Below are 25,590 nucleotides of genomic sequence, written 5' to 3'. Positions count from 1 at the left end.
GAGAATCACCATGACCCATCGCGCCACCGTCGATTTCCTGCTGCACGACTGGCTCCACGCCGACACCCTGTGCGACCGCGAGCGCCACGCCGAGCACAGCCGCGAGACCTTCGACGCCGTGCTCGACCTGAGCGAAAAGCTCGCGGCCGAGCAGTTCGCCCCTCACAACCGCCTGATCGACATCCGCGAGCCCGAGTTCGACGGCGTGGCCGTGAGCCTGCCGGCCGAAACGCCCGTGGCGCTCAAGGCCTTCGGTGAAGCCGGCCTGGTGGGGGCCAGCAAGGATGCGGAACTGGGCGGCATGCAGTTGCCCACCGTCGTCGAGATCGCCTCGATGAGCTTTTTCTACAAGGCCAGCGTGGGCCTGGCGGCCTACCCGATGCTCACGCGGGGCAACGCCAACACCATCGTGGCGCACGGCACGTCGGTGCAGATCGAGACCTTCGCCAAGCCAGGCCTGGAGGGGCGCACCTTCGGCACCATGTGCCTGAGCGAGCCGCAGGCCGGCTCCAGCCTGTCGGACATCAACACGCGGGCCGTGCCTGATGTCGAGGGCGATGGCAGTGGCACCGATTGGATGCAGGACCCGCTGGGCCAGCGCTACCGACTCAAGGGCAACAAGATGTGGATCTCGGGCGGCGAGCACGAGATGGGCGAGAACATCGTGCACCTGGTGCTGGCCAAGATTCCTGGGGATGACGGCAAGCCCGTGCCTGGCGTGAAGGGCATCTCGCTGTTCATCGTGCCGCGCAAGCTGGTCAAGGCCGATGGCAGCATTTCCAAGCAACGCAATGACGTGGCCCTGGCCGGCCTGAACCACAAGCTCGGCTACCGTGGCACCGTCAACACGCTGCTGAACTTCGGCGAGGGCAAGTTCCCGGTGAACGGCCAGGCCGGTGCCGTGGGTTACCTGATCGGCAAGCAGGGCGAGGGCCTGAAGTGCATGTTCACGCTGATGAACGAGGCGCGCATCGGCGTGGGCCTGGGCGCGACCATGCTGGGCTACGCCGGCTACGAGGCCTCGCTCAACTACGCCAAGGAGCGCCCACAGGGCCGGCATGTGGCGGCAGGCGGCAAAGACCACAGCGCACCGCAGATCCCCATCATCGAGCACACCGATGTCAAGCGCATGCTGCTGATGCAGAAGGCCGTGGTCGAAGGCGGTCTGGCCCTGGGCCTGCTGTGTTCGCAACTGGTCGATGACGAGATGACCGGCACGCCCGAGCAGGGCGAGAACGCCCGTCTGCTGCTGGAGCTGCTCACGCCGATCGCCAAGAGCTGGCCCAGCGAATGGGCGCAGGAGGCCAACAGCCAGGCCATCCAGATCCTGGGCGGCTATGGCTACACGCGCGATTTCCCGGTGGAGCAGTACTGGCGTGACAACCGCCTGAACATGATCCACGAAGGCACGCATGGCATCCAGGGGCTGGACCTGCTGGGCCGCAAGGTGGTGATGAACGGTGGCAAGGCCCTGAGCGTGCTGGCCGAGCGCATCAGCCAGACCATCCAGAAGGCCGGCCATGTGCCCGGCCTGGCCGAACACGGTACCGCGCTGGCGCAGGCGCTGCAGAAGGTGGGCGCATCGACCAAGGCCGCCTGGGCCACCGGCGTGCCTGAAGAAGCCCTGGCCAATGCCACGCCCTACCTGCAGGCCTTTGGCCACACGGTGCTGGCGTGGATCTGGCTGGAGTTGGCGCTGGCCGCCAAGGAGGCTCAAGCTGAAGGCGAGTGGGACAAGCGCCCCGAAGGTCCCGGCTTTCTGCAAGGCAAGCTGGCCGCCGCTGATTACTTCTTTGCCTACGAGCTGCCCAAGATCGACGCCTGGCTGGGCGTGGTCTCGCGCCGCGATCTGACCTGTGCCAAGGCGCAGGCCGACTGGTTCTGAACACTTCAAGGGATACCCGACATGCTCCGACACATCGTGATGTTCACCCTCAAGCGTCCTGAGGATGCCCCCAAGGTCAAGGCCCTGCTGGACAGTTGCAAGGCTTTGGTACCGGGCATCCATGAGTTCGACGTCGGTATCAAGACCGATGGGCTGGACGCCAACTGCGACGTGGTGCTGGTGTCCACCTTTGCCAACGCCGACGCGCTCGACGCCTACCAGCCGCACCCGCACCACCAGGAGGTGGTCAAGCAGATCCGCGAGATGGCCTCCGCCCGCCACGTGCTGGACTACAACGTCTGACCGCGCCACGCAGTACACCAAGGAATCAATGATGAGCAACACCCCCCGCAAGGTTCAGCAACTCTTCGACCTGACTGGCCGCACGGCCCTGGTCACCGGCGGCTCGCGCGGCCTGGGCCTGCAGATGGCCCACGCGCTGGGCGAGGCTGGCGCCAAGGTCGTGATCAGCTCGCGCAAGGCGGCGGATCTTGAGCAGGCCGTGGCCGCGCTACAGGACGCCGGTATCGATGCGCGCTGGGTGGCGGCCGATGCCGGAAACCCCGATGACATCGAGCGCCTGGTCGGTGAGACGCTGGAGCGCGTGGGCGATGTCGACATCCTCGTCAACAACGCCGGTGCCACCTGGGGTGCCCCCGCGCAGGACCACCCGCTCGAAGCCTGGGACAAGGTGATGAACCTCAACGTGCGTGGCTACTTCCTGCTGTCGCAGGCGATTGCCAAGCGCAGCATGATCGCCCGCAAGAAGGGCCGCATCATCAACGTGGCCTCCATCGCCGGCCTGGGGGGCAACCCGCCCTTCATGCAGACCATCGCCTACAATACCAGCAAGGGCGCGGTCGTGAACTTCACGCGCGCACTGGCCTGCGAATGGGGCCAGCTGGGCATCAACGTCAACGCCATCGCGCCGGGCTTCTTCCCGAGCAAGATGACGGCGGGCCTGCTGGGCGCCGTCGGCGAGGACAACATCGCCAAGCACGCACCGCTGCTGCGCGTGGGTGATGACGAAGACCTCAAGGGCGCCACCGTGCTGCTCGCATCGGATGCCGGCAAGCACATCACCGGCCAGATCCTGGCGGTCGATGGCGGCGTGAGCGCCTGCACGGGCGGCTGAGCCGGCGCCGAGGCAAATCACCATGGCCATTCCCTTCGCCGTCAACATCCCCTTCGTGACCGTGCTGGGCGCCGAGTTGCAGCGCTACGAAGGCGGCCAGGCCGAGCTGACCCTGCAGCTGCGTGAAGACGCGCACACCAACTCCTTTGGCGTGGCCCACGGCGGTGTGCTGATGACCCTGCTCGATGTGGTCATGGCGCACGCCGCACGCAGCATCCACCGCCATCTGCCCGATGGCGGACCGGGCCTGGTCACGCTGGAGATGAAGACCAGCTTCATGCGCCCCGGCCTGGGCCTGCTCACGGCGCACGGCAGCATCCTGCACAGCACGGCCAAGCTGGCCTTCTGCGAAGGCCGTGTCCTCGGTGGTGATGGCGAGCTGTGTGCCCACGCCACCGCCACCTTCAAGTTCCTGCGCGCCTTGCCCATCTCGGGCAAGGAGGCGCGCCCCGCGGCCAAGCCGATCCTGCAAGGCCCCGGGTCCGATTGATCATCCTTCACCCTGAGTAGGAGACACCTCATGAGCCAGATCAACCGCCAGATCCAACTGGCCTCGCGCCCCCAGGGCGAAGCCACCACCGACAACTTCAAGCTGGTCGAGCTGCCTGTGCCTTCGCAGGCCGAGCTGACCGATGGGCAGGTGGTGGTGCGCCATCACTTCCTCTCGCTCGACCCCTACATGCGCGGCCGCATGAACGAGAGCAAGAGCTACGCGCAGCCCCAGCCCCTGAACGACGTGATGATCGGCGGCACGGTGGGTGAGGTGGTCGCCAGCAAGCATCCCAAGTTCGCCGTGGGCGACAAGGTGCTGGGCATGGGCGGCTGGCAAGAGTACTCGGTGGTCGATGCCAATGTGCGCGGCGCCATCCACAAGGTTGACACCACGCACATCCCGCTGTCGGCCTACCTGGGCTCGGTGGGCATGCCGGGCGTGACGGGCTGGTACGGCCTGGTCAAGATCATCAACCCGAAGGAAGGCGAGACGGTCGTCGTCAGCGCCGCCAGCGGTGCGGTGGGCAGCGTGGTCGGCCAACTGGCCAAGGCCCGTGGTTGCCGCGTGGTGGGCGTGGCCGGTGGCGCCGACAAGTGCCGCTACGTGGTCGATGAGCTGGGCTTCGACGCCTGCATCGACTACAAGGAACACAAGGATTCCAAGGCCTTCTACACCGCGCTCAAGGCCGCGACGCCCAATGGCATCGACGGCTACTTCGAGAACGTGGGCGGCATGATCCTGGACGCCGTGATGCTGCGCATGAACGCCTTCGGCCGCATCGCCATGTGCGGGATGATCGCTGGTTACGACGGCCAGCCGCTGCCCCTGTCCAACCCCTCGCTGATCCTGATTTCGCGCCTGAAGATCGAAGGCTTCATCGTGAGCGAGCACCCCGAGGTGTGGCCCGAGGCCACCAAGGAACTCGGTGGCATGGTCGCCACCGGCAAGATGAAGTTCCGCGAATCCGTGGCCGATGGCATCGCCAGCGCGCCTGAGGCCTTCCTGGGCCTGCTCAAGGGCAAGAACTTCGGCAAGCAACTCGTCAAGCTGAGCTGATCCCTTTCAAGAAAGGCATTCACCCATGTCCACACTGGAACTCAAAGCTGGCCGCACGGCCGTGATTACTGGCGCTGGCAGCGGCTTCGGCCTGGAGCTGGCCCGCCTGGGCGCCTCGCGCGGCATGAACCTGGTCCTGACCGACGTGCAGGCCGACGCGCTGGACGCTGCCGTGGCCGAGCTGACCAAGACAGGCGCCAAGGTGGTGTCGCTGCGCGGCGATGTCTCGCGCGCGGAAGACGTGCAGGCCCTGGCCGACCTGTGCCTGGAGCGCTTCGGCGTGCCGCACCTGGTGGTCAACAACGCCGGCGTGGCCCATGGCGGCCTGATCTGGGAGCACACCCAGCGTGACTGGGAATGGGTGCTGGGCGTGAACTTGTTCGGCGTGATCCACGGCGTGCGCATCTTCACGCCGCTGATGCTGGAAGCCGCTCGCAAGGATCCGGCCTGGACGGGCCACATCGTCAACGTGGCCTCGATGGCCGGCCTGCTCAACGCGCCCAACATGGGCGCCTACAACGTGAGCAAGCATGCCGTGGTCAGCCTGAGCGAAACGCTCTACCAAGACCTGGCCCTGGTGACGGATCAGGTCAGCGCCTCGGTGCTGTGCCCATACTTCGTGCCCACCGGCATTCACCAGTCGCACCGCAACCGCCCGGAGGAGCTGCGCAGCGATGCCAAGCCCACGGCCAGCCAGATGATCGCGCAGGTGATGAGCAGCAAGGCCGTCACCTCCGGCCGCCTCACGGCCACCGACGTGGCCAACCTGGTGTTCGATGGCGTGGAGAAAGGCCAGTTCTACCTCTACACACACCCGCAGGCTCTGGCCATGGTGCAGACGCGTCTGGAGGATGTGGTGCAGGTGCGCAACCCGACGGATCCCTTCGTGGGCAAGCCGGAGATCGGTGAGCAGCTCAAGAAGGCGCTGCGCGAGGCCGCGGCTCAGGCTCGCTGAGCTTCGGCAGGGGCGGGTTCAGCGCCCGTCCTGCTCGCGGTGGCGGGCCAGCACCACGTTGCGGCCCGTGAAGCGCTGCACCAGTTGCTCCACGCAATACACCGAGCGGTGTTGCCCGCCGGTGCAGCCGATCGCCACGGTTACGTAACTGCGCTGGTCGCTTTCCAGTGCCGGCAGCCAGCGCAACAGGAAGGCCTCGATCTGGGCGATCAGCTCGCCCGCTTCGGGCTGCTCCCGCAGGTAATCGATCACTGGCTGATCCCGACCGGTCAAGGGCTTGAGCTCCTTGATGTAGTGCGGGTTGGGCAGCATGCGCGAATCGAACACGAAGTCCGCATCCAGCGGCACGCCGTGCTTGTACGCGAAGGACTGGAACACCAGCGTCAGCCGCGATGGCAGGGCCTGCACGGTGTGGCGCACCCAGGTGCGCAATTGGGCCGGCCGCAGCAGGGTGGTGTCGATCACGGCCGAGCGCTCGCGCAGCGGCTCCAGCAACTCACGCTCGCGCTCGATGGTGTCCAGCAGGGCCTGGGCCGAATCGTCGTCCAGCGGCATGGAGGCGGTGTCGCCATCGGTGCTGCCTCGCTGAGAGGCCTGTGGCGACAGCGGGTGTGGGCGCCGCGTTTCCGAAAAGCGGCGCAATAGTGCCTCGTTGCTTGCATCGAGGAACAGCGGGCGTACCACCGTGCCTTCGGTGCGCAGGTTGTCCAGCACGGGCAGCAGATGGTGCAGTGATTTGGCGCTGCGCGCGTCCACGGCCACGGCCAGCAGGCGAGTGCGGCTGGGGTCTTCGCTGGCGCGTTGGCGCTCCAGTGTGAGCAGTTGCGTGAGCAGTTCGGGGGGCAGGTTGTCCACGCAGTAATAGCCGGCGTCTTCCAGTGCGTTCAGGGCGATGGACTTGCCCGAGCCGGACATGCCGGTCAGCACGACGATGTCAAGCGCGGCGCTCATGGGTACTTCCGTGCCTTTTCAGTGATGATGCGGATCAGTTGGGCTGAGTTGCGTCGGCGGGTGAGGCTCATGCCGCTTCCCGGCGTTTGCCACCGGCCTTGCCAGCGCGCGAAGTATCGGCGGCAGCCTGATCGCTCACGGCAGCCTCATGCGCCTGCTTCAGCATGGCCTGTGCATGCGCGCGGCTGGTGTCGGTGATGCTGCCGCCCAGCATGCGGGCGACCTCGTGCACACGGTTGTCGCCGTCCACGGGGCGGATGTCGCTGGTGGTGGTGCCGCCTTGCAGCGCCTTGCTCACCACCAGGTGGTGATGGGCGCTCGCGGCCACCTGCGCCAGGTGGGTCACGGCCAGCACCTGGCGGCCTTCGCCCAGTTGCTGCATCAGGCGGCCCACGGTGTCGGCCACCTGGCCACCCACGCCGGAATCGATCTCGTCGAAGATCAGGGTGTCGACCTGCTCGTCCCTGCCTGCCTGCTGCGAGGTGGTCACGGCAATGGCCAGTGCCAGGCGCGACAACTCACCACCGGATGCGACCTTGCCCAGCGGGCGCGGTGTGCTGCCCGCGTGGCCGGCCACCAGGAACTCGGCCGATTCCAGGCCATAGGCCTGTGGCTCGGGTTGGGTGGTCAAGGCCACCTCGAAGCGGCCACCGGCCATGCCCAGCGACTGCATCGCCTGCGTGACACTGGCGGCCAGTTGCGGCGCGGCCTTGGCGCGCTGGCGCGACACGGTCTGCGCCACCTTCAGCCAGGCGGCATGCGCCTTCTCGGTTTCGCGGGCCAGGCCTTCCAGATCAGCGGCGGCGTCCAGTTCGTCCAGTTCGGCCTTCCAGGCTTGCAGGGTGGCGGGCAGTTCGTCGGCGGTCTTGCGGAAGCGCCGGGCCAGGCCCATCCAGGTCGAGAGGCGTGCATCCAGCTCGCCCAGGCGATCCGGATCCAGCTCGGTGTGGCGCAGCGCGGCGTTCAGGCTGTGGGCGGCATCCTGCAATTGCGCCTGGGCGCTGCGCAGCACCTCCAGCGCATTGCCCAGATTGGGCTCCACACCGGCCACGTCTTCCAATGCATGGATGGCGCGTGAGGTGAGGCTGTCGGCGCTGTCATCGGCCTCGGACACGACGTTCAAGGCGAGCTGCGCGGCATCCAAGATGGCCTGCCCATGTGCCAGGCGCTGGTGCTCGGCGTTCAGTTCGGGCCATTCGTCGGCGCCGGGGTTGAGCTTGTCCAGCTCGGTGATCTGCCATTGCAGGCGCTCGCGCTCGCTGTCCAGGCTGGCTTGGCGGGCCTTGGCTTCATCCAGCCGGCGCTGGGCCTCGCGGCGGGTGGTCCAGGCGGCTTGCAGCGCGGTGGTGTCCACGCCGGCCTGTGCATCCACCAGCGCGCGCACCGAATCGGCACGCGTCAGGCTCTGCCAGGCATGCTGGCCGTGGATGTCGACCAGGTGCTCGCCCAGTTCGCGCAGTTGCGCCACGGTGGCGGTGCTGCCGTTGATCCATGCGCGGCTCTTGCCCTGGGCATCGACCACGCGGCGCAGCAGCAGGGCGGGCTGCTCGTCGTCGATGGCATCGAAGCCGGCTTCTTCAAGCCACGGGGCCAGGCGCGCGATCAAGGGGGCGGAGGGCTCGAACTCGGCGGTGATGTCCGCACGCGCCGCGCCTTCTCGCACCACGCCGGCATCGCTGCGGCTGCCCAGGGCCAGTTGCAGCGCGTCGATCAGGATGGACTTGCCCGCGCCGGTCTCGCCGGTCAGGGCCGTGAAGCCGGCGCCCAGATCCACTTCCAGGGCCGTGACGATCACGAAATCCCGCAGGGTCAGGCGGCGCAGCATCAGCTCACTCCTTCGTTCCAGCGCAGCTTGCGGCGCAAGGTGGCGTAATAGTTCCAGCCCTTGGGGTGCAGGAAGCGCACCCGGTGGGCCGATCGGCGCACCGTCACGCGGTCGCCGGGCAGCAGGCTGGCCAGGCTCTGCATGTCGAAGTTCATGCTCGCGTCCTTGGCCGCCACGATCTCGATGGTGATGGTGCCCGAATCCGGCACCACGATCGGCCGGTTGGACAGCGTGTGCGAGGCGATCGGCACCACCACCCAGCCACCCAGCCCGGGGTGGATGATGGGGCCGCCGGCCGACAGCGAATACGCGGTCGATCCGGTGGGCGAGGCCACGATCAGGCCATCGGCGCGGTAGTTGGCCACGAACTGGCCATCGACCTCGGCGCGCAACTCGACCATGCTGGCGGTGGCGCCGCGGCTCACGACCACTTCGTTGATCGCGAAGCCTTCGTAGATGGTGTCGACACCTCCATCGCGGTTGGGGCGCAGCACGGCGCCGGCCAGCATGGCGCGCTTTTCTTCTTCGTACTGGCCGCTGAGGATCTGGGGCAGGGCGGTCGTCATCTCCTTGTGCTGGATGTCGGTGATGAAGCCCAGACGGCCCTGGTTGATGCCGATCAGCGGGATGTCAAACGGGGCTAGTTCGCGCGCGATGGCCAGCATGGTGCCGTCGCCGCCCAGCACGACGGCCACGTCGCACTGCTTGCCGATGTCCTGCACGGACAGCGCGGGGTAGTCGGTCATGCCCGTGTTCTGTGCGGTTTCAAGCTCCAGCGACACGTCCAGGCCGGCGCGGGCCAGCAGGTGGGCGACGTCCTCCAGAACAGGCCGGATACCACGCGCGTGGTACTTGCCCACCAGGGCGGCGTGACGGAAGCGGCAGGGCAATTGGGGCATGTCTGGAATTACACCACAGGGGCATGACGGCACGGCGACGCTCTAGAATGAAACGACATGCTGGAAGACCGCGCCAAACTCCTCCTGAAAACCCTGGTCGAGCGCTACATCGCCGACGGGCAACCCGTGGGCTCGCGCACGCTGTCGCGGGCGTCCGGATTGGACCTGTCCGCCGCCACCATCCGCAATGTGATGGCGGATCTGGAAGAGCTGGGCCTGATCGTGAGCCCGCACACTTCGGCTGGGCGCGTGCCCACCCCGCGTGGCTACCGCATGTTCGTGGACACCATGCTCACGCGTGGGCGTGGTTTTGACGATCTGGCCGGCGGCGCCCACCACCAGCAACTGCAGCCCGACCAGCCCCAGCGCGTGATCACCAACGCCGCGCAGATGCTGTCCAGCCTGTCGCAGTTTGTGGGCGTGGTCACGGCGCCGCGCAAGGCCAGCGCCTTTCGCCATGTCGAGTTTTTGCGTCTGGGTGATCGCCGCGTGCTGGTCATCCTGGTCTCGCCCGATGGCGATGTGCAGAACCGCGTGATCTTCACCGCGCAGGATGTCACGCAGAGCCAACTGGTCGAGGCCAGCAACATCCTCAACACCCACTATTCGGGCCTGACCATTGAGCAGATGCGCGAGCGCCTGCGGCAGGAGGTCGATGCCCTGCGCGCCGACATCGCCTCGCTGATGAGCGCGGCCGTGCAGGCCGGCAGCGAGGCCATGGAAGAGAACACCGACCAGGTGGTGGTGTCTGGCGAGCGCAACCTGCTGCAGGTGCAGGATTTCAGCAACGACCTGGGATCGCTGCGCCGCATGTTCGACCTGTTCGAGCAGAAGACCCAACTGATGCGTCTGCTCGACGGCTCAAGCCGCGCCGAGGGCGTGCAGATCTACATCGGTGGTGAAAGCCAGGTGGTGCCGTTCGAGGAACTGTCCGTCGTGTCGGCACCGTACCAGATCAACGGCCAGGTGGTCGGCACGCTGGGCGTGATCGGCCCCACCCGCATGGCCTACGACCGCATGATCGAGATCGTGGACATCACGTCCCGGCTGGTCAGCAACGTGCTCAGCCAGAAGTAAACGCTTTCATGGGGCCGCTTAGAGCCCTCTGCGCTGACCAAGTCTTGTTTTTGGTATTGGTATTTCTTTAAAATTTACCAAGAAAATTCGATTTTACTTATCGATGCCGCTTGCCTATCGTGAGGCTGCTTCCCACAACCACAAGGCACATCGATGACCAAAACGACCATATCCCCCCTGGCCCAAGCGACTCGGTAAGACCGTGTTGGGCCTGGCCCTGCTGCTGGCCCTGGGCTGCGGCCTGATCAGCGCGGGCGACCGCACCCTGCCCATCGGCCCCGAGCCCGCTGGCCTGGCCACCTTGCCCGCCACCCAACCACCGCAGGGCCTGGCCTTCACGACCTTGCAGACTTCGCAATCCAAGGGCGCGGCCGAGGCCCTGATTGTGGGCGGTGGCCGCTGGTGGGTGCACCGCCGGCCCGTGCAGGTGGCCGTGCTGGTGCGCCACCCCAAGGGCTAGTTGCTGTTGGACACCGGCCTGGGCCGCCAGGTGGACGCGCAGTTCGCCGTCAACAACCTGTTCCATCGCCAGGTGTTCGCCTACGAGCGTGGCGACCATTTGCCCGTGGCCGACCAGTTGCAGCGCCAGGGCTGGCCGCTCAAAGGCATCAGCATGATCGTGCCCTCGCACATGCACTGGGACCATGTCAGCGGCCTGCCGGATTTCCCGGATGCCGAGGTGTGGGCCACGCCCGCCGAGCGCGAAGAGGCCGATCACGCCCACGCGCCTGCCTTTTTGCACAGCCAGTTCGACGGCGTGAAGCCCTGGCGCGAGCTGCGCTTCGACGGCCCGCCCGTGCTGGGCTTCGCGCACAGCCATGATGTGTTCTGCGATGGCAGCGTGCTGCTGCTGCCCTTGGGCGGTCACACGGCGGGGCAGGTGGGCATGCGGCTGAGCCTGCCCTCGGGCCAGCGCTACCTGTTCACGGGTGACGTGACCTGGGCGATCGAAGGTTTCAATAAGCCGGCCGACCGGTCCTGGCTGCTGCGCCGCATCCTGCCGCTGGACCACGACCCGGCCGCCAACCAGGCTGCCATTGTGCACATCTACCAACTGATGCAGCGCCACCCGCGGACATCACCGTGGTGCCCGCGCACGACGAGAACGTGCTCAAGACCTTGCCGCATTTCCCCGAACTGAGAGGCTGACCACCCGCATGAACCTGCGCAACCTGCGTTACTTCTGCGCCGCCTACGAGGTGCGCACCACAGTGGGCGCGGCGCGGCAATGCCATGTCACGCAGCCGGTGATCTCGAACGCCATCGCCCAGCTGGAAGAAGAGCTGGGGGCGCAGTTGTTCACGCGCCAGCAGCGCGGCCTGCTGCCCACCGCGGCGGCGCAGCGCCTGTACCGCCTGGGCGGCAAGCTGCTGGCCGATGCCGAGGCGCTGGTGGAAACCTTTCAGGATGCGGCCAGCCACCCGCGCCTGAGCCTGCGCGTGCACCCGTCGATGAACATCGAGTGCGCCACCTGCGGCGTGAGCTGACGCACCTGGAGGTGTCCGTGCACAGTGACGATGCCGGTGATGCGGCCACGCTGGGCCAGCCCGTGGACGCCGACCTGGTGGCCGACACCTGCGTGCCCACGGGCCATGTCTTCGTGCCGCTGTGGGAAGAGCAGTACGCCCTGGTGGTGCCGCCGGATCACCCACTGGCGATCCGTGAAGCGGTGGCCTTGCAGGATCTGCATGGCGTGGCTTTCGTGGAGCGCACGCATTGCGAATTGGCGGCCAGTTGGCACGCCGGCATGGGCCCGTTGCAGGTGGTGCCCGACGTGCGCGCCCGCGTGCGCAGCGAGGAATGGGCGCTGGGGCTGGTGGCCGCCGGCGTGGGCGTGACGATCGCGCCGCTGCACCTGGCGCGCCAGCGCGATGACGTGGTGGTGCGGGGCGATGTGCCTGAGCTGCAGGCCGCGAAGAGGCGGGTGGGGCTGGTGCACTCGGGCCGGGCCGAGGGCACGCTGGCGGAGGTGTTGCGGGTTTGCGAGGCCTGGGTGGCGGGTGGGGTGCTGGCGGGGGCGTGAGCCGACTTAGAATGGCGCACTGTTTCGCCAGATTTCTGGGCCTCTAGCTCATGCTTGGTTAGAGCAGCGGACTCATAATCCGTTGGTGCCGGGTTCGACTCCCGGGGGGCCTACCAAGCGTTCAAAAGCCAACCTCACGGGGTTGGCTTTTTCGCCTGCCGTCGTCCGTGCTCGCATCGCATGTAAGGCGATGTCGACACGGCATCGGCCACTTGGACTATTCAACGCACCCAGCGTCTCAGCGACGATGTGACCTTGGCGACCCAACACGCCTCGCGCCCTGCCATTGCCCGCATCGACGTGAACGACATGTTCGGGCTTGTCTGTTGGGCTCAGCATTTCCGGGTGTCCCGGCAGCATGTGCGGCAAGCCGTGCAGCGTGTGGGAGATGATGCGGAGCAGGTGGCTTTGTACCTGGCACGCTCGGTGTGCGCCACCGTGACGCAGGTTTGGCCTCGCTGGGCGATCTGAACTTATCGGCGCTCAGTCTTCCAGCGTTTTCAGGCGATCCTGCAGGCGCCGGACTTCTTCTTCCAGATCAGCCACCAGAGCGGCCAGCTCGGGCAGGGCGTCGAAATCACGCTCCAGGCAGGCCAGCCTGCGCAGGCGCGTCAGGGTGACGGCGTTGTAGCAGCGGGTGGCGTCCGGCGCGTCGGGGCAGGCCAGCAGCGCGCCATCGGCCAACCGCTGCTCCAGCCAGCAGGCTTCGACCACGCCCAGGCGGCACAGGTCGTCCAGATCGAACCACAGCTCTTCGAGCGGTGCTTCGATGATCACGGTGATGTCGCTCATCGTGGCTCCTCCTCTTTGGGCCGCCAGTCCGCTTCGGAGGCGGCCACCTTGCGGGCGTCAAACTCGTTTTTCAATGCATCGGACATCTGCTCGTAGAACTCGCGGGCGCGCGGATCATGCGCGCTGGGCAGCACCACGCGCAGCTTGAGCTCCAGATCGCCCGGGGTGGGTGAGGGCAGACCCTTGCCACGCACCGTGAGCGACTGGCCGCTCTGCGCACCGGCCGGCACGCGCACGTTCAGGCCCGGGCCGTGGGGCAGGGGCACGGGCACCACCGCGCCCAGTGCGGCTTCCCAGGGAGCCACGGGCAGTTCGGCCAGCAGGTTGGTGCCATCGAGCTTGAAATCGGGATGCGGTTTGATCTGCACTTCCAGCAGCAGGTCGCTAGGCGAACTGCCCCGGCTGGCCGGTGCGCCCTGGCCGGCCAGGCGGATCATCTGCCCGGGCCGCACGCCGGCCGGGATCTTGACCTGCAGTTTGCGTTCGCCGACCGAGGCATGGCCTTGCGCATCGAACTGCGGTGATTTGAGGGTAATGGTGCGTGTGGAGCCGCTCCAGACATCGGCCAGATCCAGCGCGACGGTGGCGCGTTGATCCTCGCCCCGCGCAGATGACGACGCCTTGGCGCGGGCGCCCACGCCCATGCGGCCGAACAGGTCGCTGAAGAAATCGCTGAAGCCGTTGGTGTCGGCCACGCCTGGGCCAGTGTTGCTGCTGGCGCTGGTGTGGGCGGCGGTGTCCGCATAGGCCTTGGCGGCTTCGGCCGGGCTGCGGGGGCGGGCGGCTTCTTTGCCGAAAGGGGGCTGCCGAAAGGCGGCTTCACCGGCTTCGCGTTGTTCGACCAGGCGGTCATAGGTGGCGCGCTTGTCGGGATCGGAGAGCACCGCGTAGGCCTCGTTGATCTCGCGCATGCGCTGCTCGGCCTTGTCTTCCTTGCTGATGTCGGGGTGAAAGCGGCGGGCCTGGCCTCTGAACGCCTTCTTGATCTCCTCCAGCGTGGCCTGGCGTGCAACGCCCAGCCTGGCGTAGTAATCGTGAAACTCCATGGGCGAGCGCTCCTCCCGTTGCTGCAGGGACGAGGCCCATGGTAGGCGGGTGGGCAAGCCCTGGCTGCCGACCCAGGAATCGGGCTGCATCGGGCCGACGCGGATCCGGCCCTGCCCGGGCACAATAAGGGCCATGGACGCCTCCCAAGATTTCTTCGACCTGTACACCCATGGTTTTGCCCGCGTGGCGGTGGCGGTGCCCGCCATCCGCGTGGCTGATCCGGCCTGGAACGCGGCGCGCACGGTCGAACTGATGCAGGAGGCGGCTGGTTGGGGCGCTGCGCTGGTGGCGTTTCCGGAATTGGGCCTGTCGGGCTACACCTGCGATGACCTGTTCCACCAGCATGCCCTGCTGGACGCCTGCGAGGCGGCGCTGGGCCTGGTGGTGACGGCCTCTGCCACTTTGCCGATCGCGGCTGTGGTTGGCCTGCCCCTGCGCGTGGACGAGCGCCTGTTCAACTGCGCGGTGGTGGTGCAGGGCGGCCAGGTGCTGGGCGTGGTGCCCAAGACTTTCCTGCCCAACTATGCCGAGTTCTACGAAGCGCGCCAGTTCAACGCCGCGCCCACGGCCCTGCGCGACACGGTGAGCCTGCTGGGTAGCACCGTGCCTTTCGGCAGCCTGCTGTTCGAGTGCGGCGATGTGGCGCGCCTGACCTTCCACATCGAGATCTGCGAAGACCTGTGGGTGCCGATCCCGCCCTCGTCGTTCGCGGCGCTGGCCGGGGCCACAGTGCTGGTGAACCTGTCGGCATCCAACGTCACGGTGGGCAAGGCCGACTACCGCCAGCGCCTGGTCAGCATGCAGTCGGCACGCTGCCTGGCGGCCTACCTGTATTCATCGGCCGGCGCCGGCGAATCGACCACCGACCTGGCCTGGGACGGCCAGTCGCTGGTGTGCGAGAACGGTGAGCTGCTGGCCGAATCCGAGCGTTTTGCCGCCGGCTCGCACCTGATCACGGCCGATGTCGATCTTGAGCGCCTGGCCCACGAGCGCATGCGCCAGACCAGCTTTGGCCAATCAGCCGCCTTGCACCGTACGCAGGTCGAGGCCTTCCGCCGCGTGCCCTTTACGCTGGGCCTGCCGCAGGCGCGCCGCCCCCTGCAGCGCCATGTGGAGCGCTTTCCCTATGTGCCCTCCGACCCGCGTCGCCGCGATGAGCGCTGCCACGAGGTCTACAACATCCAGGTGCAGGCCTTGGTGCAGCGTCTGAGCGTGGCGGGCCAGGGCAAGCTGGTGATCGGCGTGTCCGGCGGGCTCGATTCCACCCACGCGCTGCTGGTATGTGCCAAGGCCGTGGACCTGCTAGGCCGCCCGCGCAGCGACATCCTGGGCATCACGATGCCGGGCTTCGCGACCAGCACGCGCACCCTGGACCAGGCCCATCGCCTGATGCAGGCCATCGGCTGCACGGTGCAGCAGATCGACATCCGTCCCAGCTGCGAGCAGATGCTGAAAGACATCGGCCACCCGCACACGCCCGAGAACTCCGTCTACGACGTGACCTTCGAGAACGTGCAGGCCGGCGAGCGCACCAGCCACCTGTTCCGCCTGGCCAACCTGCACCACGGCATCGTGGTGGGCACGGGCGACCTGAGCGAGCTGGCGCTGGGCTGGTGCACCTATGGCGTGGGCGACCACATGTCGCACTACAACGTGAATGCCAGCGTGCCCAAGACGCTGATCAAGCACCTGGTGCGCTGGGTGGCAGACACGCAGCAGTTGGGCGACCAGGGCAGCGAGGTGCTGCACGCCATCGTCGACACCGAGATCAGCCCGGAGCTGGTGCCCGGCGCCGATGGCGACCAGCCCGGCCAGAGCACCGAGAGCTTCATCGGCCCGTACGAGTTGCAGGATTTCCACCTGTTCCAGCTGGTGCGTTATGGCTTCTCGCCATCGAAGGTGGCCTTCTTGGCCTACAGCGCCTGGCACGACCGCGAGCAGGGCCGCTGGCCGCAGGGGCCGGGCGTGCCGCACAACCAGTACACGCTGGCCGAGATCAAGAAGCACCTGGGCGTGTTCCTCAAGCGCTTCTTTACCAATCAGTTCAAGCGCTCGTGCGTGCCCAATTCGCCCAAGGTGGGCTCGGGCGGATCGCTCTCGCCGCGCGGGGATTGGCGTGCGCCCAGCGATGCACCGCCCATCACCTGGCTGGATGAGCTGGCGCGGGTGCCCGATCAGGGTTGACGGCGCCGATCAGAACTTGAAGATCGTGAAGCCCGCGCCCAGGCTGGTCTGCCGGAAGTTGTAGTCCAGCAGGGTCTCGCCATAGCCGTGGAAGGCCTGCACGTACCAGCGCAGGCCATCAGGGTGCTCGGCGTTGACGGGGTAGGACCAGTTCAGCTCCACCGAGCCTCGGCCGCTCAGTGAGGGGCGCCACGTGAGTGATGCGATGGAGCGCCCCGGCGACCAGTTGACCTGCGCCTGCACATTGCCCAGGTAGCGCTCGATGTCCGGGTTGTCGTCGTACTTGTCGTTGCTTTTGGCCAGAGGTGCTTCCACGCGCAGGTTGGCGTTGAGCCCGCCACGCTCCACGCCGAAGGAGGCGTAGGCGCGGTTCCAACTGCGCGACAGTTTGTCGGACTGGCCGTTGGACTGGTGGACCAGACCGACGCTGGTCAGGCGCCACTTCCATCCGAAAGGCAGGTGCTGCATCCCCGAGGGCATGGGCACCATGTAGATCAGCTCGGGCTGATAGTCGGTGTTGCGAAAGGGCGAGGACTCCTCGTTGTTCCAGGTCTGCCAGGTCGATTGCTGGGTGTAGGCCACCCAGAGGTCCGCATTGGGCAGCAGCACGTCTTCGAACACCTTGGTGCGTAGCGAGATCTGCAGCTTGGTCTCCAGGTGCTGGAAGTTGGGCAGGCTGTTGGCCACGCCGCGCGAGGGGCTGCTGGGGTGCTGGTTGACCTTGCGCATGCCCCGCAGCGGCAAGAAGAAATTGGGCCGGTAGGCGGTGTAGTTGAAGGTGCCGCGCTTGTCCGCCGGTGACAGCTCCCAGAAGCGCGAGAGGAAACCTTCATCGGGCGGTGTGTCGCCGGTGGGGGGCATGCTGCCCGGCGGGGCCACAACCACCTGCGCGGGGGCGCCGGGCTGGGCTGTCTCGGCCTGGGCCGCAATGGGCGATGCCGGCAAGGCCAGCATGGCTTGCCCGTTCATCTGACGGTCGTAGCAGGCCAGGCGCGCGGTGTTGTCGCTCACCTTCATGCAGGCCTGCAGCTCTGTCGAGATGGCGGCGGGCGCTGGCGGGGCCGCCTGCTGCGCCACCACAGGCAGGGCGCTCAAGGCTAAGGTGGTGGATGCCCAGGTGCGCGCCAAAGGGGCTGCGGGCCGTGCTCGAAGATGGTTGCGGGGCATGAAGGGCTCTGGGTGAGGTTCTTCCGCGCGCCAGGGCATGCAAGCCCTGGCGCAGCATCGCCCCGCAGCATAGAGGCTTGTGAGAATTTGTGAAGCCGGGCGATGGCTCGGCACCACGTAGGGGGGCGCTGACGTCAGTGACGCACGGGCTGTTTTGCGGAAGGCGCCAGGTAGTCTCGCACGGCCTTCTCCACATGCAGCTTGATCTCTGCGCGTGTGGGAAGGGCGGCGCCAGGCTCGTCGAAGGTGGCGGCGTATTCGTACAAGGGCACAAAAAGGCTGTCCTTGTCTGGCGCGCCTTTCAGGCGCAAGGGCTCGGGCCGCGCGATCAGGCGGTCCCATTGCCGGCGCACCTCTGACCACACCGGCTCGGTGGCCTGCAGGTAGCGGTCGCCGGGGCTCCAGTCATAGCCTTCGATGCGTTCGTAGCGGTTGAAGCCCAGCTCGCGCGCCACCACCGCATCCTTGGGCAGCAAGTGGCCGGCGGCATCGAGCTTGGCCTTGAGGTTGGCCTGTTCATGCATCCAGCCCGTGGGCGTGATGATGTGGCGGTTGTTGCCGATCAGCACCTGGTAGTCATTGCGCACGCTGAACTCGCGCCGGGGCAGGGGGCGCCAGCCATCGGCATCGCTCCAGGCGGAGTAGTTGCCCAGATGCTGCCAGGCGGCCACGCCCGAATAGCGCGGCGAATCATCGACCTGGTAGACCGTCTGGCGCCACTGGCCCTTGCGCTGTGCCGCCGGCACGGCCACGCGCTGCCAGGTGTTGTGGCCGCGGTAGACCAGTTGGTCCTTGGGTTCGTAGTGCCAGTCCTGCCGCCAGTGCTTGACCACGAAGGGCGGTTCGGTCTTGCCATCCTCGCTCACCATGGTCATCACCAGCAGGTGCTGCAGCACGATGGCGGTGCCCTTGTCCTCCAGCACGTAGACCTTCTCGGTGCCCCAGCTCTGGTAGGGTTTGTCGGGTTGGAAGGCAGCGGTGAAGCCCGCCACCTCGATGAAGTCGAAGCTGGCGCGGTAGGCGCCGGCCATGGCCAGGATGGCCCGGCGATCACGCTCGAAGCCACTCAGGCCCGGGGCCTGCAGTGCCTGCCATTCCGCCGTGGGCTGGGTCACGGGTTGTACGGCGGAGCCGGCGGTGCTGCCGCCACGGGGTGCCAGCGAGGATTCGTCCAGGAACTTCCACGAGAAGGTGTACTGGCGAAGGCGCGGTTCTTTGGGCGTTGCAGTGGCGGCGGGAGCGGTGTCGCCCGAGGCCGTGGTGCTGGCCGCGGAGGCCGAAACCGCGGATGCAGGCGCAGCCTTGGCGCCATACGCGAAGGCGCTACCGTGCACCGTCATGTCCATGAGGGCTGCGACAGCGAAGGTGCCCAGGCCGAGCAGGCGGGGCAGATGTGGCGCACGTGGCATGCATGCCAGAGGCCGTCGATGCGAAAGGAGCTGGATCATGGTCGTCAGGCGAAGTGATGGTCCAGCCCGCGATCATGCATGAAAGTGGTGCGCCCGCACCGATGGCCTCAAGCGCGAAAAGGGCCTGAGGTCATGCGGGGGGCGCATATGAGGCCTGAGCTCAGGCGCGGCGACGCTGGCGGGCGATCAGGCCGACGATGCCCAGGCCGGCCAGGGCGTAGGCCAGGCTGCCAGCCTCGGGCACGGGCGAGGTCAGCACGAAGGACAGGTTGTCGGCATAGCCGTCGTTGTCACCGCCGCCCTGGCGCTCCATGGACAGCGAGAACTGCAGCTGCGCCACGCCCACGGGCAGGACTCCGCTGGCTTCGCGGAAGAACAGGCCCGTCTGGTTGCCACGGTCACCGGGGGTGACGGGGCCGATGGAGGCGAAGCCGATCTCATTGCCGGTGATGTCCAGGAAGGACACGTACAGCAGGGCGTTGTCGCCCTGGGACTGCCAGCCGCCCAGCCAGCCGGTGAGCGAGTACTCGACCGGTGCGCCCGTGGCGGTCAGGCTGCTCACGTCGATGATCTGGAAGCCCGCGCTCTGGCCGCCGACACCGGTGAACATCTTGCTGCCGCGGTCCACGGGGCCGGGCTGCGTGGGCAGAACCCAGTTGCTGCCGTAGTTCACGGACTGGAACAGGTCGTAGCCGTCGAAGGCGGTCCAGCCGCTGACACCGCTTTCGGCGGCGCCATTGCTGATCAGGTTCTGGTTGTAGCTGGCGGCCTGGGCGGCCAGGCTGAGGGTGGCGGCCGCGAGGGCCAGGATGTGCTTGAACTTCATGGTGATGCTTTCTTGAGAAATCGAGGGAAATGGATGGGGGCGTGATCAGACCTGGTACTGGTCCAGCAGGGCCGTGCCTTGCATGGCCGGATCGCTGATGGAGGCTTCGCCCGTTTCCAGGTGGCCCGCGAAGCGGCGGCTCCAGCCGGCCAGGTTCTTCACGCGCATGCCCTGGTCGTACCAGTGGTGGCTGTCGGCCAGCGGCAGACGCAGGGTCTGCGAGCTGCGGGCGGGCACGGCGATCTCACGGGCGGGGCTGTTGTCGTACTTCAGGGCCTGCAGCACGAAGGTGCAGGCGGTGTTGCCCTCGTTGATCAGTTGCACGCTCAACTCGCCATTGGCGCGGTCGCTGCTGACGCGGATGTCCGGGCGGGCGGCGGTGCTGCCGGCCACCGGCGTGTTGCCGGTGACGTGGCGGTGCAGGCCGTTGGGGCCCAGCACCCACAAGTCGTAGGCGCTGCCGGCGGTGGTGGCCCACACACCGTCCAGGTACTTGCCGGCTTCCACGGTGTAGCGGCGCGGAGCCTCGGCCAGCGCGCGGCGGTTGTAGACGTGGAACACGGCGGCGGCTTCGCCGTCGTTCTGCAGGCGCAGGGTCACGCTGGTGGGCTGCACGGTGGCGTGCACGTGCAGGTCATAGGGCAGGGCACGCGCTGGGCGCACGCCCGCCGGTTGCACCGGGGCCACCAGCGAGCTGGGTGTGGCCGGCGTCTTGGTGGCCGGCAATGCGCGGGCCAGCAGGCGGCGGGCCTCGGTGGCAGGCAGGTTCTGCACGAAGGCGCTGTCCTCGGGCGTGGCGAAATCGAAGCAGCCGCTCAGGTCGCTGCTGACGGCGCGGCGCCACGGCGTGATCAGCGGCTCCTGCACACCGAAGCGTGTCTCCAGGAAGCGGATCACCGAGGTGTGGTCGGACACCTGCGAGTTCACCCAGCCGCCCTTGCTCCACGGCGAGATCACGTACATGGGCACGCGGGGGCCCATGCCGTAGGGGCGGTGCTGATAGGCCGGGTTCGAGCCATTGAGGTTGTGGTGGTACTCACCGGTGGTGTCCACGGTCGATGCGCCGGCGAACTGCGCCTGGGCCGGGTTGGCCGCGTAGCTCAGGTAGTCGGGCACGGCCGGGGGCGGCATGTGGTCGAAGAAGCCGTCGTTCTCATCGAAGTTGATGAACAGAACAGTCTTGCTCCAGACCTCGGGGTTGGCCGTGAGCGCATCGAGCACGCGGGCCGTGTAGTCGGCGCCCTGGGCGGGGCTGGAGGGGGAGGGGTGCTCGGAGCCTTCGGCCGTGGCGACGATCCAGCTGACCTGAGGCAGCTTGTTCGCCAGCACGTCTTCCTTGAGCTTGTCGAGGTCGCGCGTGGAGACGCCACGGTCACGCAGGGGCTGGGAGTAGCCGGGGCGCTGGTACCAGGCGTTGCGGAAGCTGCGGAAGCCCGCCAGCGGGTTGTCGGTGAAGTTGTCCGACATGTTCTGGTAGACCTGCCAGCTGATGCCGGCGTCCTGCAGGCGCTCGGCGTAGGTCGTCCAGGTGTAGTCGGTGGCGGGGTTCTCGTTGAACCAGTCGTGGCTGTTGTCTGTGGAGGGGCCGCCGGCCACGGCCAGCGGATCATTGCCGCCGCTCCACAGGAACAGGCGGTTGGTGTTGGTGCCGGTCTGCACGGCGCAGTGGTAGTGGTCGCACAGCGTGAAGGCACGTGCCAGGGCGAACTGGAAGGGGATGTCCGCCTCCTGGTAGTAGCCCAGCGAATGGTTCTGCTTGGCCTTGGGCCAGTTGTTCATGCGGCCCAGGTCCCAGGCGGCCTGCGCGTCGTCCCACGAGTGCGGCGTGCCGGACACGCGCATCACGCCGAAATCCTGCTGCGTGTTGAGATGGAAGGGGGCGATGCCGCGCTGGGCGCTGCCCCAATCCGGGCGGCCGGGCACCGGGGCGCCGCCGCCGGTGGGCTGCACGAACACGGTCTTGCGCGTGAAGGTGCCGGTGCGATCGAGCACGGGGATGGGGAAGGGATCGGCGAAGCCTCGCACACCGGGCAGGGTGCCGAAGTAGTGGTCGAAGGAGCGGTTTTCCTGCGTGAGGATCACGATGTGCTCGACATCGTGGATGGTGCCGGTGCGCTGGGCGGCCGGGATGGCCAGGGCGCGCTGGATGGCGGGCGGGAAGGTGGCCAGTGCGGCGCTGGCGCCCACGGCGCTGCCCATGTTGCGCAGGAAGCTGCGACGGTCGTTTCGTGTCATGGTGTTGTCTCTGGTGATGAGCGGGGGACTCATCCGCCCCGGCCTGGACAACGGTCGTCATGGCCTTGGGTTGGACTGTGCCCAGGCCATGGGCGACGGGTGCCCAGGCGTCCGTGGGGTGGACGTGCAGGGCACTCTAGGGAGCGACTTTGAAAGGGCCGTGATTGGTACAGGCCCGATCAGACCATGTTATGAGGCGTCATGCTGCATCCTGAACGGATCGGTTCAGGGAAGCAGCACCAGTTCGTTGAAAGCGACCATCTTGACGCGCTCATCGATGTGCTGATCCTTCAGGTAGCCGTTGATGGCCTGCTGGATGGCCTGGCCATAGCGCTGGACACCTTCACGGCCCTTGATGTCGGTGCGGGTCATGGTGGTGCCGACCTGTTCGATCATGGCCTTGAGCGCGGGCTCATGGCCTTCGAGCACATTCGGATCATCGCGGTTGCGCAACTGCAGGTTCACCTTGACGGAGAGCATGCGGCCATCGGCCAGTTGGGACTGCACTTCGGGCACGTCGAGCCACACGGCGCCGTTGCGTGGCTTTTCCATGGCAGACCATTGGGTGTAGATCCAGGTCGCGAAGGCCACGAGGATCGCGCCCAGGGCAATGCCGATGGCCAGTGTCCAGTCGCTGCTCTTGTCCTTGCGGGTCATGCGGATCGAGGCGCTGCCACTCATGTGTTCCAGGCTCCTGTTGCTTGTTGCCAGGAACTGTAAGAGCGACGGTGCCATACCCCGCGAATGCGGGGGTATCGATCTGCGGCATATGCACGCAGATCGGCCTATCCGAACCCGGGGTGTTCCAGGTCCTGTTGCATGAGCTCTATTTGCTGGCGCAACTGGTCGGCCTGCTGCTGCCAGTACATGGCCTGGCCGAACCACGGGAAAGCGGACGGGAAGGCCGGATCGTGCCAGCGGCGGGCCAGCCAGGCGCTGTGGTGCACCAGGCGCAGGGTGCGCAGGGCCTCGACCAGGGTCCACTCACGCCAGTCGAACTCGGTGATGCTTTCGTAGCCGTCCATCAGGGCGTACAGCGCGGGCTGGCGTTCGCGGCGGTGGCCACCGAGCAGCATCCACAGGTCCTGCACGGCGGGGCCGTTGCAGGCGTCGTCCAGATCGACGAAATGGGGGCCCTGGTCGGGCGTCCACAGCACGTTGCCCAGGTGGCAGTCGCCGTGCACGCGGCCCATGCGCAGGTCAGGCACGCGGTCGAACACGGCCTGGGCCGTGTCCAGCGCCTGCTCGGCCGCGGCCAGCCAGACGGCGCGCTGGGGTTCGGGCAGGTCGCCATGCTCGCGCAGCCAGCGCCAGGCGCTTCGGCCCAGTTGATCCACGCTCAGGGTAGGGCGGTGCTTGAACGGATGGCGGCGGCCCACGGCGTGCAGCCGAGCCATCAGGCGGCCCAGCCATTGCAGCACCTCGGGGTCGTCCAGCTCGGGGGCGCGCCCGCCGCGGCGCGGGCTCACGCTGTAGCGGTGGCGGGCCGGGGGCTCGGTGGCCGCATCGATGTCGGTGGCTTGCCAGACGGCCAGCGTGGCGGGCTCGCCCAGCAGTTCGGCGCGCGGGCCGTGTGCTGGCGCATGCAGAGTCAGGGGGGCGACGGCGGGCACGTCGGCATCGGCCAAGTCCAGCGCGAAGCGGTGCTCTTCCAGGATCTGCACATCGCTCCAGCGGCCGGGGCGGTAGAACTTGGCGACGGCCATGTCGCCATCGGCCAGGCCGACCTGGAAAACGCGGTTCTCGTAGGAGTTCAGAGGCTGCAGGCGGCCATCCGGGTCCAGGCCTGCGGCGACCAGTGCATCGATGACGGCATCGGGTGTCAGGCCGGCATAGGGCGTGGGGTCAGACGGGCTGGCGTGGTCGGGCGCGGAAGGCTGGCTCATGCCCGATGGTAGCGCGGTGGGCTGCTGGTTCCGCAGCCTCGCGCCGCGATGGATGCAAGTGCCTCAGGTGGCGGCTGGTCGGGCCATGCCCCACTGAACCAGCGCATCGTTGATCACATGCATGCTCAGGCCGCACAGCGAGAGTTGCAGGGCCAGCAGCAGAGCCGAGGTCTCCGGCTCGCCCGGTGCACCGGAGGGCATGATGGACAGGGCCACCAGGGACCCGACCAGCGGCAGGCAACCGGCCACGCTGCCCGCCAGCAGGGTTCGGCAACTCAGGTGGTGCCGACGGCCGAAGGCGCGCAGGATGCCCATGCGCCAGGCGGTGAGGAAGTAGTTGCCTGTCAGGACCAGGGCCAGGATGGTCACGCCGAACAGGGGGCGGATGTCGTCCATGTCAGAAGGAGGGAACTGCTGCGTGGGGGGAGGCTCTGTCGGAATCACAGATCCACGATGGTCTGAAGCTTAGCGTTGTAACGCGCAATATGTAAGGGTTATCCATTGATGCGAGGGGTGTCGTGCTGAACAGAAAACACGGTCATTTGCATGGTGGAAAACGGGCCCCTGCATGGGGTGCGCCGAAAGCGGCGGCTGCGCTGTTGAGCCTGGGCTGGGCCTTGTCGGCCTGTGGGGGCTCTGGTGGTGCGGCTCAGTCGCCCGCTGGGAGTGGAACCGTCAAGTTCACGGTGGACACCGTGGCCAGCGGCCTGGCCACCCCCTGGGGTTTGGCCTTCATGCCGGATGGGCGCATGCTGGTGACCGAACGCGGTGGCCAGTTGCGCATCGTGACGGCGGCTGGCGCGGTGAGTGCGCCCTTGCCGGGCTTGCCGAGCAACATCGCCGTGGGTGGTCAGGGTGGTTTGCTGGATGTGGCGCTGGATCCGAACTTCGCGGCCAACCGTCGCGTGTATTTGAGCTTTTCGGAAGCGGGCACGGGGGCCGAGAACGGCACCAATGGCACCTCGGTGTGGCGGGCCGAACTCAGCCCCAGTGGCACCGCGCTGGTCAACGGCACGGTGATCTTCCGGCAGCGGCCCAAGGTGAACAGCGCACAGCACTTCGGCAGCCGGCTGGTGTTCGCCAGGGATGGCACCCTGTTCGTCACGCTGGGCGACCGGGGTAGCCGCTCCACCGATGCGCAGGACACCAGCAACCATCTGGGCAAGGTGGTGCGCATCCGCACCGATGGCACGGTACCGCCAGACAACCCGCTGGTGAGCACGGCAGGGGCGGCCCCCGAGATCTGGAGCTGGGGCCACCGCAATGTGCAGGGCGCGGCGCTCCACCCGGGCACCGGCGTGCTGTGGACCCATGAGCATGGCCCGCAAGGCGGCGATGAGCTCAACATCGACCTGGCCGGCCGCAACTACGGCTGGCCGGTGATCACCTACGGGTGCACCTACGGCCTGTGCAGCAAGATCGGCGAAGGCACGGCCAAGGCGGGCATGGAGCAGCCGGTGAGCTGGTGGCCCAAGCCTTCCACGGCGCCTTCGGGCCTGATGTTCTACACGGGTGAGGGTTTTGCGCCCTGGAAGGGCAACGCCTTCATCGGTGGGCTGGCTGGCCAGGTGCTGTGGCGCCTGACCTTGTCTGGCGACAAGGTGGCCTCACGCGAGACCCTGCTGGGCGACCGGGGCGAGCGCTACCGTGCGGTGGTGCAAGGCCCCGATGGCTGGATCTACCTGCTGACCGATGACAGCAACGGCAAGGTGCTGCGGCTGCGCGCGCCCTGATCTGAAGCCGGG

The 25,590-nt window shown here is 67.3% G+C and carries 26 protein-coding genes and 1 tRNA gene; 15 read left to right on the top strand and 12 right to left on the bottom strand.

The genetic code is table 11. The annotated features are described in order from the left end of the window. The first annotated feature begins 10 nt into the window (after positions 1 to 10). The 6 genes from WAQ08_RS15035 to WAQ08_RS15010 are packed head-to-tail and all read left to right on the top strand — an operon-like array spanning position 11 to position 5,524. Entirely contained in the window at positions 11 to 1,885 is a 1,875-nt protein-coding gene (locus WAQ08_RS15035; RefSeq protein WP_422192548.1) for an acyl-CoA dehydrogenase, read from the top strand. Positions 1,886 to 1,906: 21 nt separating this feature from the next. Further along, positions 1,907 to 2,188 (top strand): Dabb family protein, encoded by a 282-nt coding sequence (locus WAQ08_RS15030; protein ID WP_422192547.1) that lies wholly within the window; start codon positions 1,907 to 1,909, stop codon positions 2,186 to 2,188. Positions 2,189 to 2,219: 31 nt separating this feature from the next. Further along, positions 2,220 to 3,020: an SDR family oxidoreductase gene (locus tag WAQ08_RS15025; protein WP_422192545.1), complete on the top strand. Its 801-nt coding sequence runs from the start codon at positions 2,220 to 2,222 to the stop codon at positions 3,018 to 3,020. A 22-nt stretch (positions 3,021 to 3,042) separates the two neighbouring features. Continuing rightward, the gene (locus WAQ08_RS15020; protein WP_422192543.1) at positions 3,043 to 3,510 is read left to right on the top strand and encodes a PaaI family thioesterase; all 468 of its coding nucleotides are present in this window, start codon (positions 3,043 to 3,045) and stop codon (positions 3,508 to 3,510) included. Between the two features lie 30 nt (positions 3,511 to 3,540). After that, entirely contained in the window at positions 3,541 to 4,569 is a 1,029-nt protein-coding gene (locus tag WAQ08_RS15015; RefSeq protein WP_422192541.1) for an NADP-dependent oxidoreductase, read from the top strand. A 25-nt stretch (positions 4,570 to 4,594) separates the two neighbouring features. Further along, positions 4,595 to 5,524, top strand: coding sequence for an SDR family oxidoreductase (locus WAQ08_RS15010; protein ID WP_422192540.1), 930 nt, complete (start codon positions 4,595 to 4,597; stop codon positions 5,522 to 5,524). Positions 5,525 to 5,542: 18 nt separating this feature from the next. On the opposite strand, the gene rapZ is transcribed toward WAQ08_RS15010, so the two are convergent. The 3 genes from rapZ to WAQ08_RS14995 all read right to left on the bottom strand — a co-directional run bounded on the left by rapZ (position 5,543) and on the right by WAQ08_RS14995 (position 9,190). Beyond that, entirely contained in the window at positions 5,543 to 6,475 is a 933-nt protein-coding gene (rapZ, locus tag WAQ08_RS15005) for an RNase adapter RapZ (protein ID WP_422192538.1), read from the bottom strand. 67 nt (positions 6,476 to 6,542) lie between these two features. After that, on the bottom strand, positions 6,543 to 8,300 hold the full coding sequence (recN, locus tag WAQ08_RS15000) for a DNA repair protein RecN (RefSeq protein WP_422192537.1): 1,758 nt from the start codon (positions 8,298 to 8,300) through the stop codon (positions 6,543 to 6,545). After that, a complete protein-coding gene (locus WAQ08_RS14995) occupies positions 8,300 to 9,190 on the bottom strand; it encodes an NAD kinase (protein ID WP_422192579.1) in 891 nt (296 codons plus the stop codon). The genes recN and WAQ08_RS14995 overlap by 1 nt, the downstream gene beginning before the upstream one ends. A 66-nt stretch (positions 9,191 to 9,256) precedes the next feature. Here WAQ08_RS14995 and hrcA point away from each other — a divergent pair, with 66 nt between their 5' ends. The 7 genes from hrcA to WAQ08_RS14960 all read left to right on the top strand — a co-directional run bounded on the left by hrcA (position 9,257) and on the right by WAQ08_RS14960 (position 12,770). Continuing rightward, positions 9,257 to 10,276, top strand: a complete 1,020-nt coding sequence (gene hrcA / locus WAQ08_RS14990; RefSeq protein WP_422192535.1) for a heat-inducible transcriptional repressor HrcA — start codon at positions 9,257 to 9,259, stop codon at positions 10,274 to 10,276. Between the two features lie 202 nt (positions 10,277 to 10,478). Beyond that, positions 10,479 to 10,736 (top strand): hypothetical protein, encoded by a 258-nt coding sequence (locus WAQ08_RS14985; protein ID WP_422192533.1) that lies wholly within the window; start codon positions 10,479 to 10,481, stop codon positions 10,734 to 10,736. After that, positions 10,737 to 11,417, top strand: coding sequence for an MBL fold metallo-hydrolase (locus WAQ08_RS14980; RefSeq protein ID WP_422192532.1), 681 nt, complete (start codon positions 10,737 to 10,739; stop codon positions 11,415 to 11,417). It abuts the gene before it with no gap. Between the two features lie 16 nt (positions 11,418 to 11,433). Beyond that, positions 11,434 to 11,763 (top strand): LysR family transcriptional regulator, encoded by a 330-nt coding sequence (locus WAQ08_RS14975; protein ID WP_422192531.1) that lies wholly within the window; start codon positions 11,434 to 11,436, stop codon positions 11,761 to 11,763. Positions 11,764 to 11,780: 17 nt separating this feature from the next. Then, entirely contained in the window at positions 11,781 to 12,299 is a 519-nt protein-coding gene (locus WAQ08_RS14970; RefSeq protein ID WP_422192530.1) for a LysR family transcriptional regulator substrate-binding protein, read from the top strand. 37 nt (positions 12,300 to 12,336) lie between these two features. After that, positions 12,337 to 12,415, top strand: a tRNA-Ile gene (locus tag WAQ08_RS14965). Positions 12,416 to 12,554: 139 nt separating this feature from the next. Continuing rightward, positions 12,555 to 12,770: a DUF3606 domain-containing protein gene (locus WAQ08_RS14960; RefSeq protein WP_422192529.1), complete on the top strand. Its 216-nt coding sequence runs from the start codon at positions 12,555 to 12,557 to the stop codon at positions 12,768 to 12,770. Between the two features lie 12 nt (positions 12,771 to 12,782). On the opposite strand, the gene WAQ08_RS14955 is transcribed toward WAQ08_RS14960, so the two are convergent. After that, entirely contained in the window at positions 12,783 to 13,091 is a 309-nt protein-coding gene (locus tag WAQ08_RS14955) for a MerR family transcriptional regulator (RefSeq protein ID WP_422192528.1), read from the bottom strand. Then, positions 13,088 to 14,272, bottom strand: coding sequence for a DnaJ C-terminal domain-containing protein (locus WAQ08_RS14950; RefSeq protein ID WP_422192527.1), 1,185 nt, complete (start codon positions 14,270 to 14,272; stop codon positions 13,088 to 13,090). The genes WAQ08_RS14955 and WAQ08_RS14950 overlap by 4 nt, the downstream gene beginning before the upstream one ends. Here WAQ08_RS14950 and WAQ08_RS14945 point away from each other — a divergent pair. Next, positions 14,271 to 16,322, top strand: coding sequence for an NAD(+) synthase (locus WAQ08_RS14945; protein WP_422192526.1), 2,052 nt, complete (start codon positions 14,271 to 14,273; stop codon positions 16,320 to 16,322). The genes WAQ08_RS14950 and WAQ08_RS14945 overlap by 2 nt on opposite strands. A 9-nt stretch (positions 16,323 to 16,331) precedes the next feature. Here the strand turns inward: WAQ08_RS14945 and WAQ08_RS14940 are convergent, their stop codons facing one another. From WAQ08_RS14940 to WAQ08_RS14910, 7 genes are all read right to left on the bottom strand, one after another. After that, positions 16,332 to 17,417, bottom strand: a complete 1,086-nt coding sequence (locus WAQ08_RS14940) for a phospholipase A (RefSeq protein ID WP_422192524.1) — start codon at positions 17,415 to 17,417, stop codon at positions 16,332 to 16,334. Positions 17,418 to 17,623: 206 nt separating this feature from the next. Next, positions 17,624 to 18,937: a DUF6607 family protein gene (locus WAQ08_RS14935; protein ID WP_422192522.1), complete on the bottom strand. Its 1,314-nt coding sequence runs from the start codon at positions 18,935 to 18,937 to the stop codon at positions 17,624 to 17,626. A gap of 121 nt (positions 18,938 to 19,058) precedes the next feature. Then, entirely contained in the window at positions 19,059 to 19,724 is a 666-nt protein-coding gene (locus WAQ08_RS14930) for a PEP-CTERM sorting domain-containing protein (protein ID WP_422192520.1), read from the bottom strand. Between the two features lie 45 nt (positions 19,725 to 19,769). Beyond that, a complete protein-coding gene (locus WAQ08_RS14925; RefSeq protein ID WP_422192518.1) occupies positions 19,770 to 21,959 on the bottom strand; it encodes a phosphocholine-specific phospholipase C in 2,190 nt (729 codons plus the stop codon). Between the two features lie 225 nt (positions 21,960 to 22,184). Then, positions 22,185 to 22,640 carry a flagellar basal body-associated FliL family protein gene (locus WAQ08_RS14920; protein WP_422192516.1) on the bottom strand — a complete coding sequence of 152 codons (456 nt, stop codon included), beginning with the start codon at positions 22,638 to 22,640 and terminating at the stop codon, positions 22,185 to 22,187. A 104-nt stretch (positions 22,641 to 22,744) separates the two neighbouring features. Then, entirely contained in the window at positions 22,745 to 23,845 is a 1,101-nt protein-coding gene (locus WAQ08_RS14915) for a serine/threonine protein kinase (protein ID WP_422192514.1), read from the bottom strand. Positions 23,846 to 23,908: 63 nt separating this feature from the next. Next, entirely contained in the window at positions 23,909 to 24,241 is a 333-nt protein-coding gene (locus WAQ08_RS14910) for a hypothetical protein (protein ID WP_422192512.1), read from the bottom strand. A gap of 209 nt (positions 24,242 to 24,450) precedes the next feature. Between WAQ08_RS14910 and WAQ08_RS14905 the strand changes: the two genes are divergently transcribed. Then, positions 24,451 to 25,578 (top strand): PQQ-dependent sugar dehydrogenase, encoded by a 1,128-nt coding sequence (locus WAQ08_RS14905; protein ID WP_422192578.1) that lies wholly within the window; start codon positions 24,451 to 24,453, stop codon positions 25,576 to 25,578. The last annotated feature ends 12 nt before the right edge of the window (positions 25,579 to 25,590 follow it).

This window comes from Aquabacterium sp., assembly GCF_049274795.1.
Lineage (GTDB): Bacteria > Pseudomonadota > Gammaproteobacteria > Burkholderiales > Burkholderiaceae_C > Aquabacterium.
This window is presented reverse-complemented; position numbering and strand designations above follow the sequence as displayed.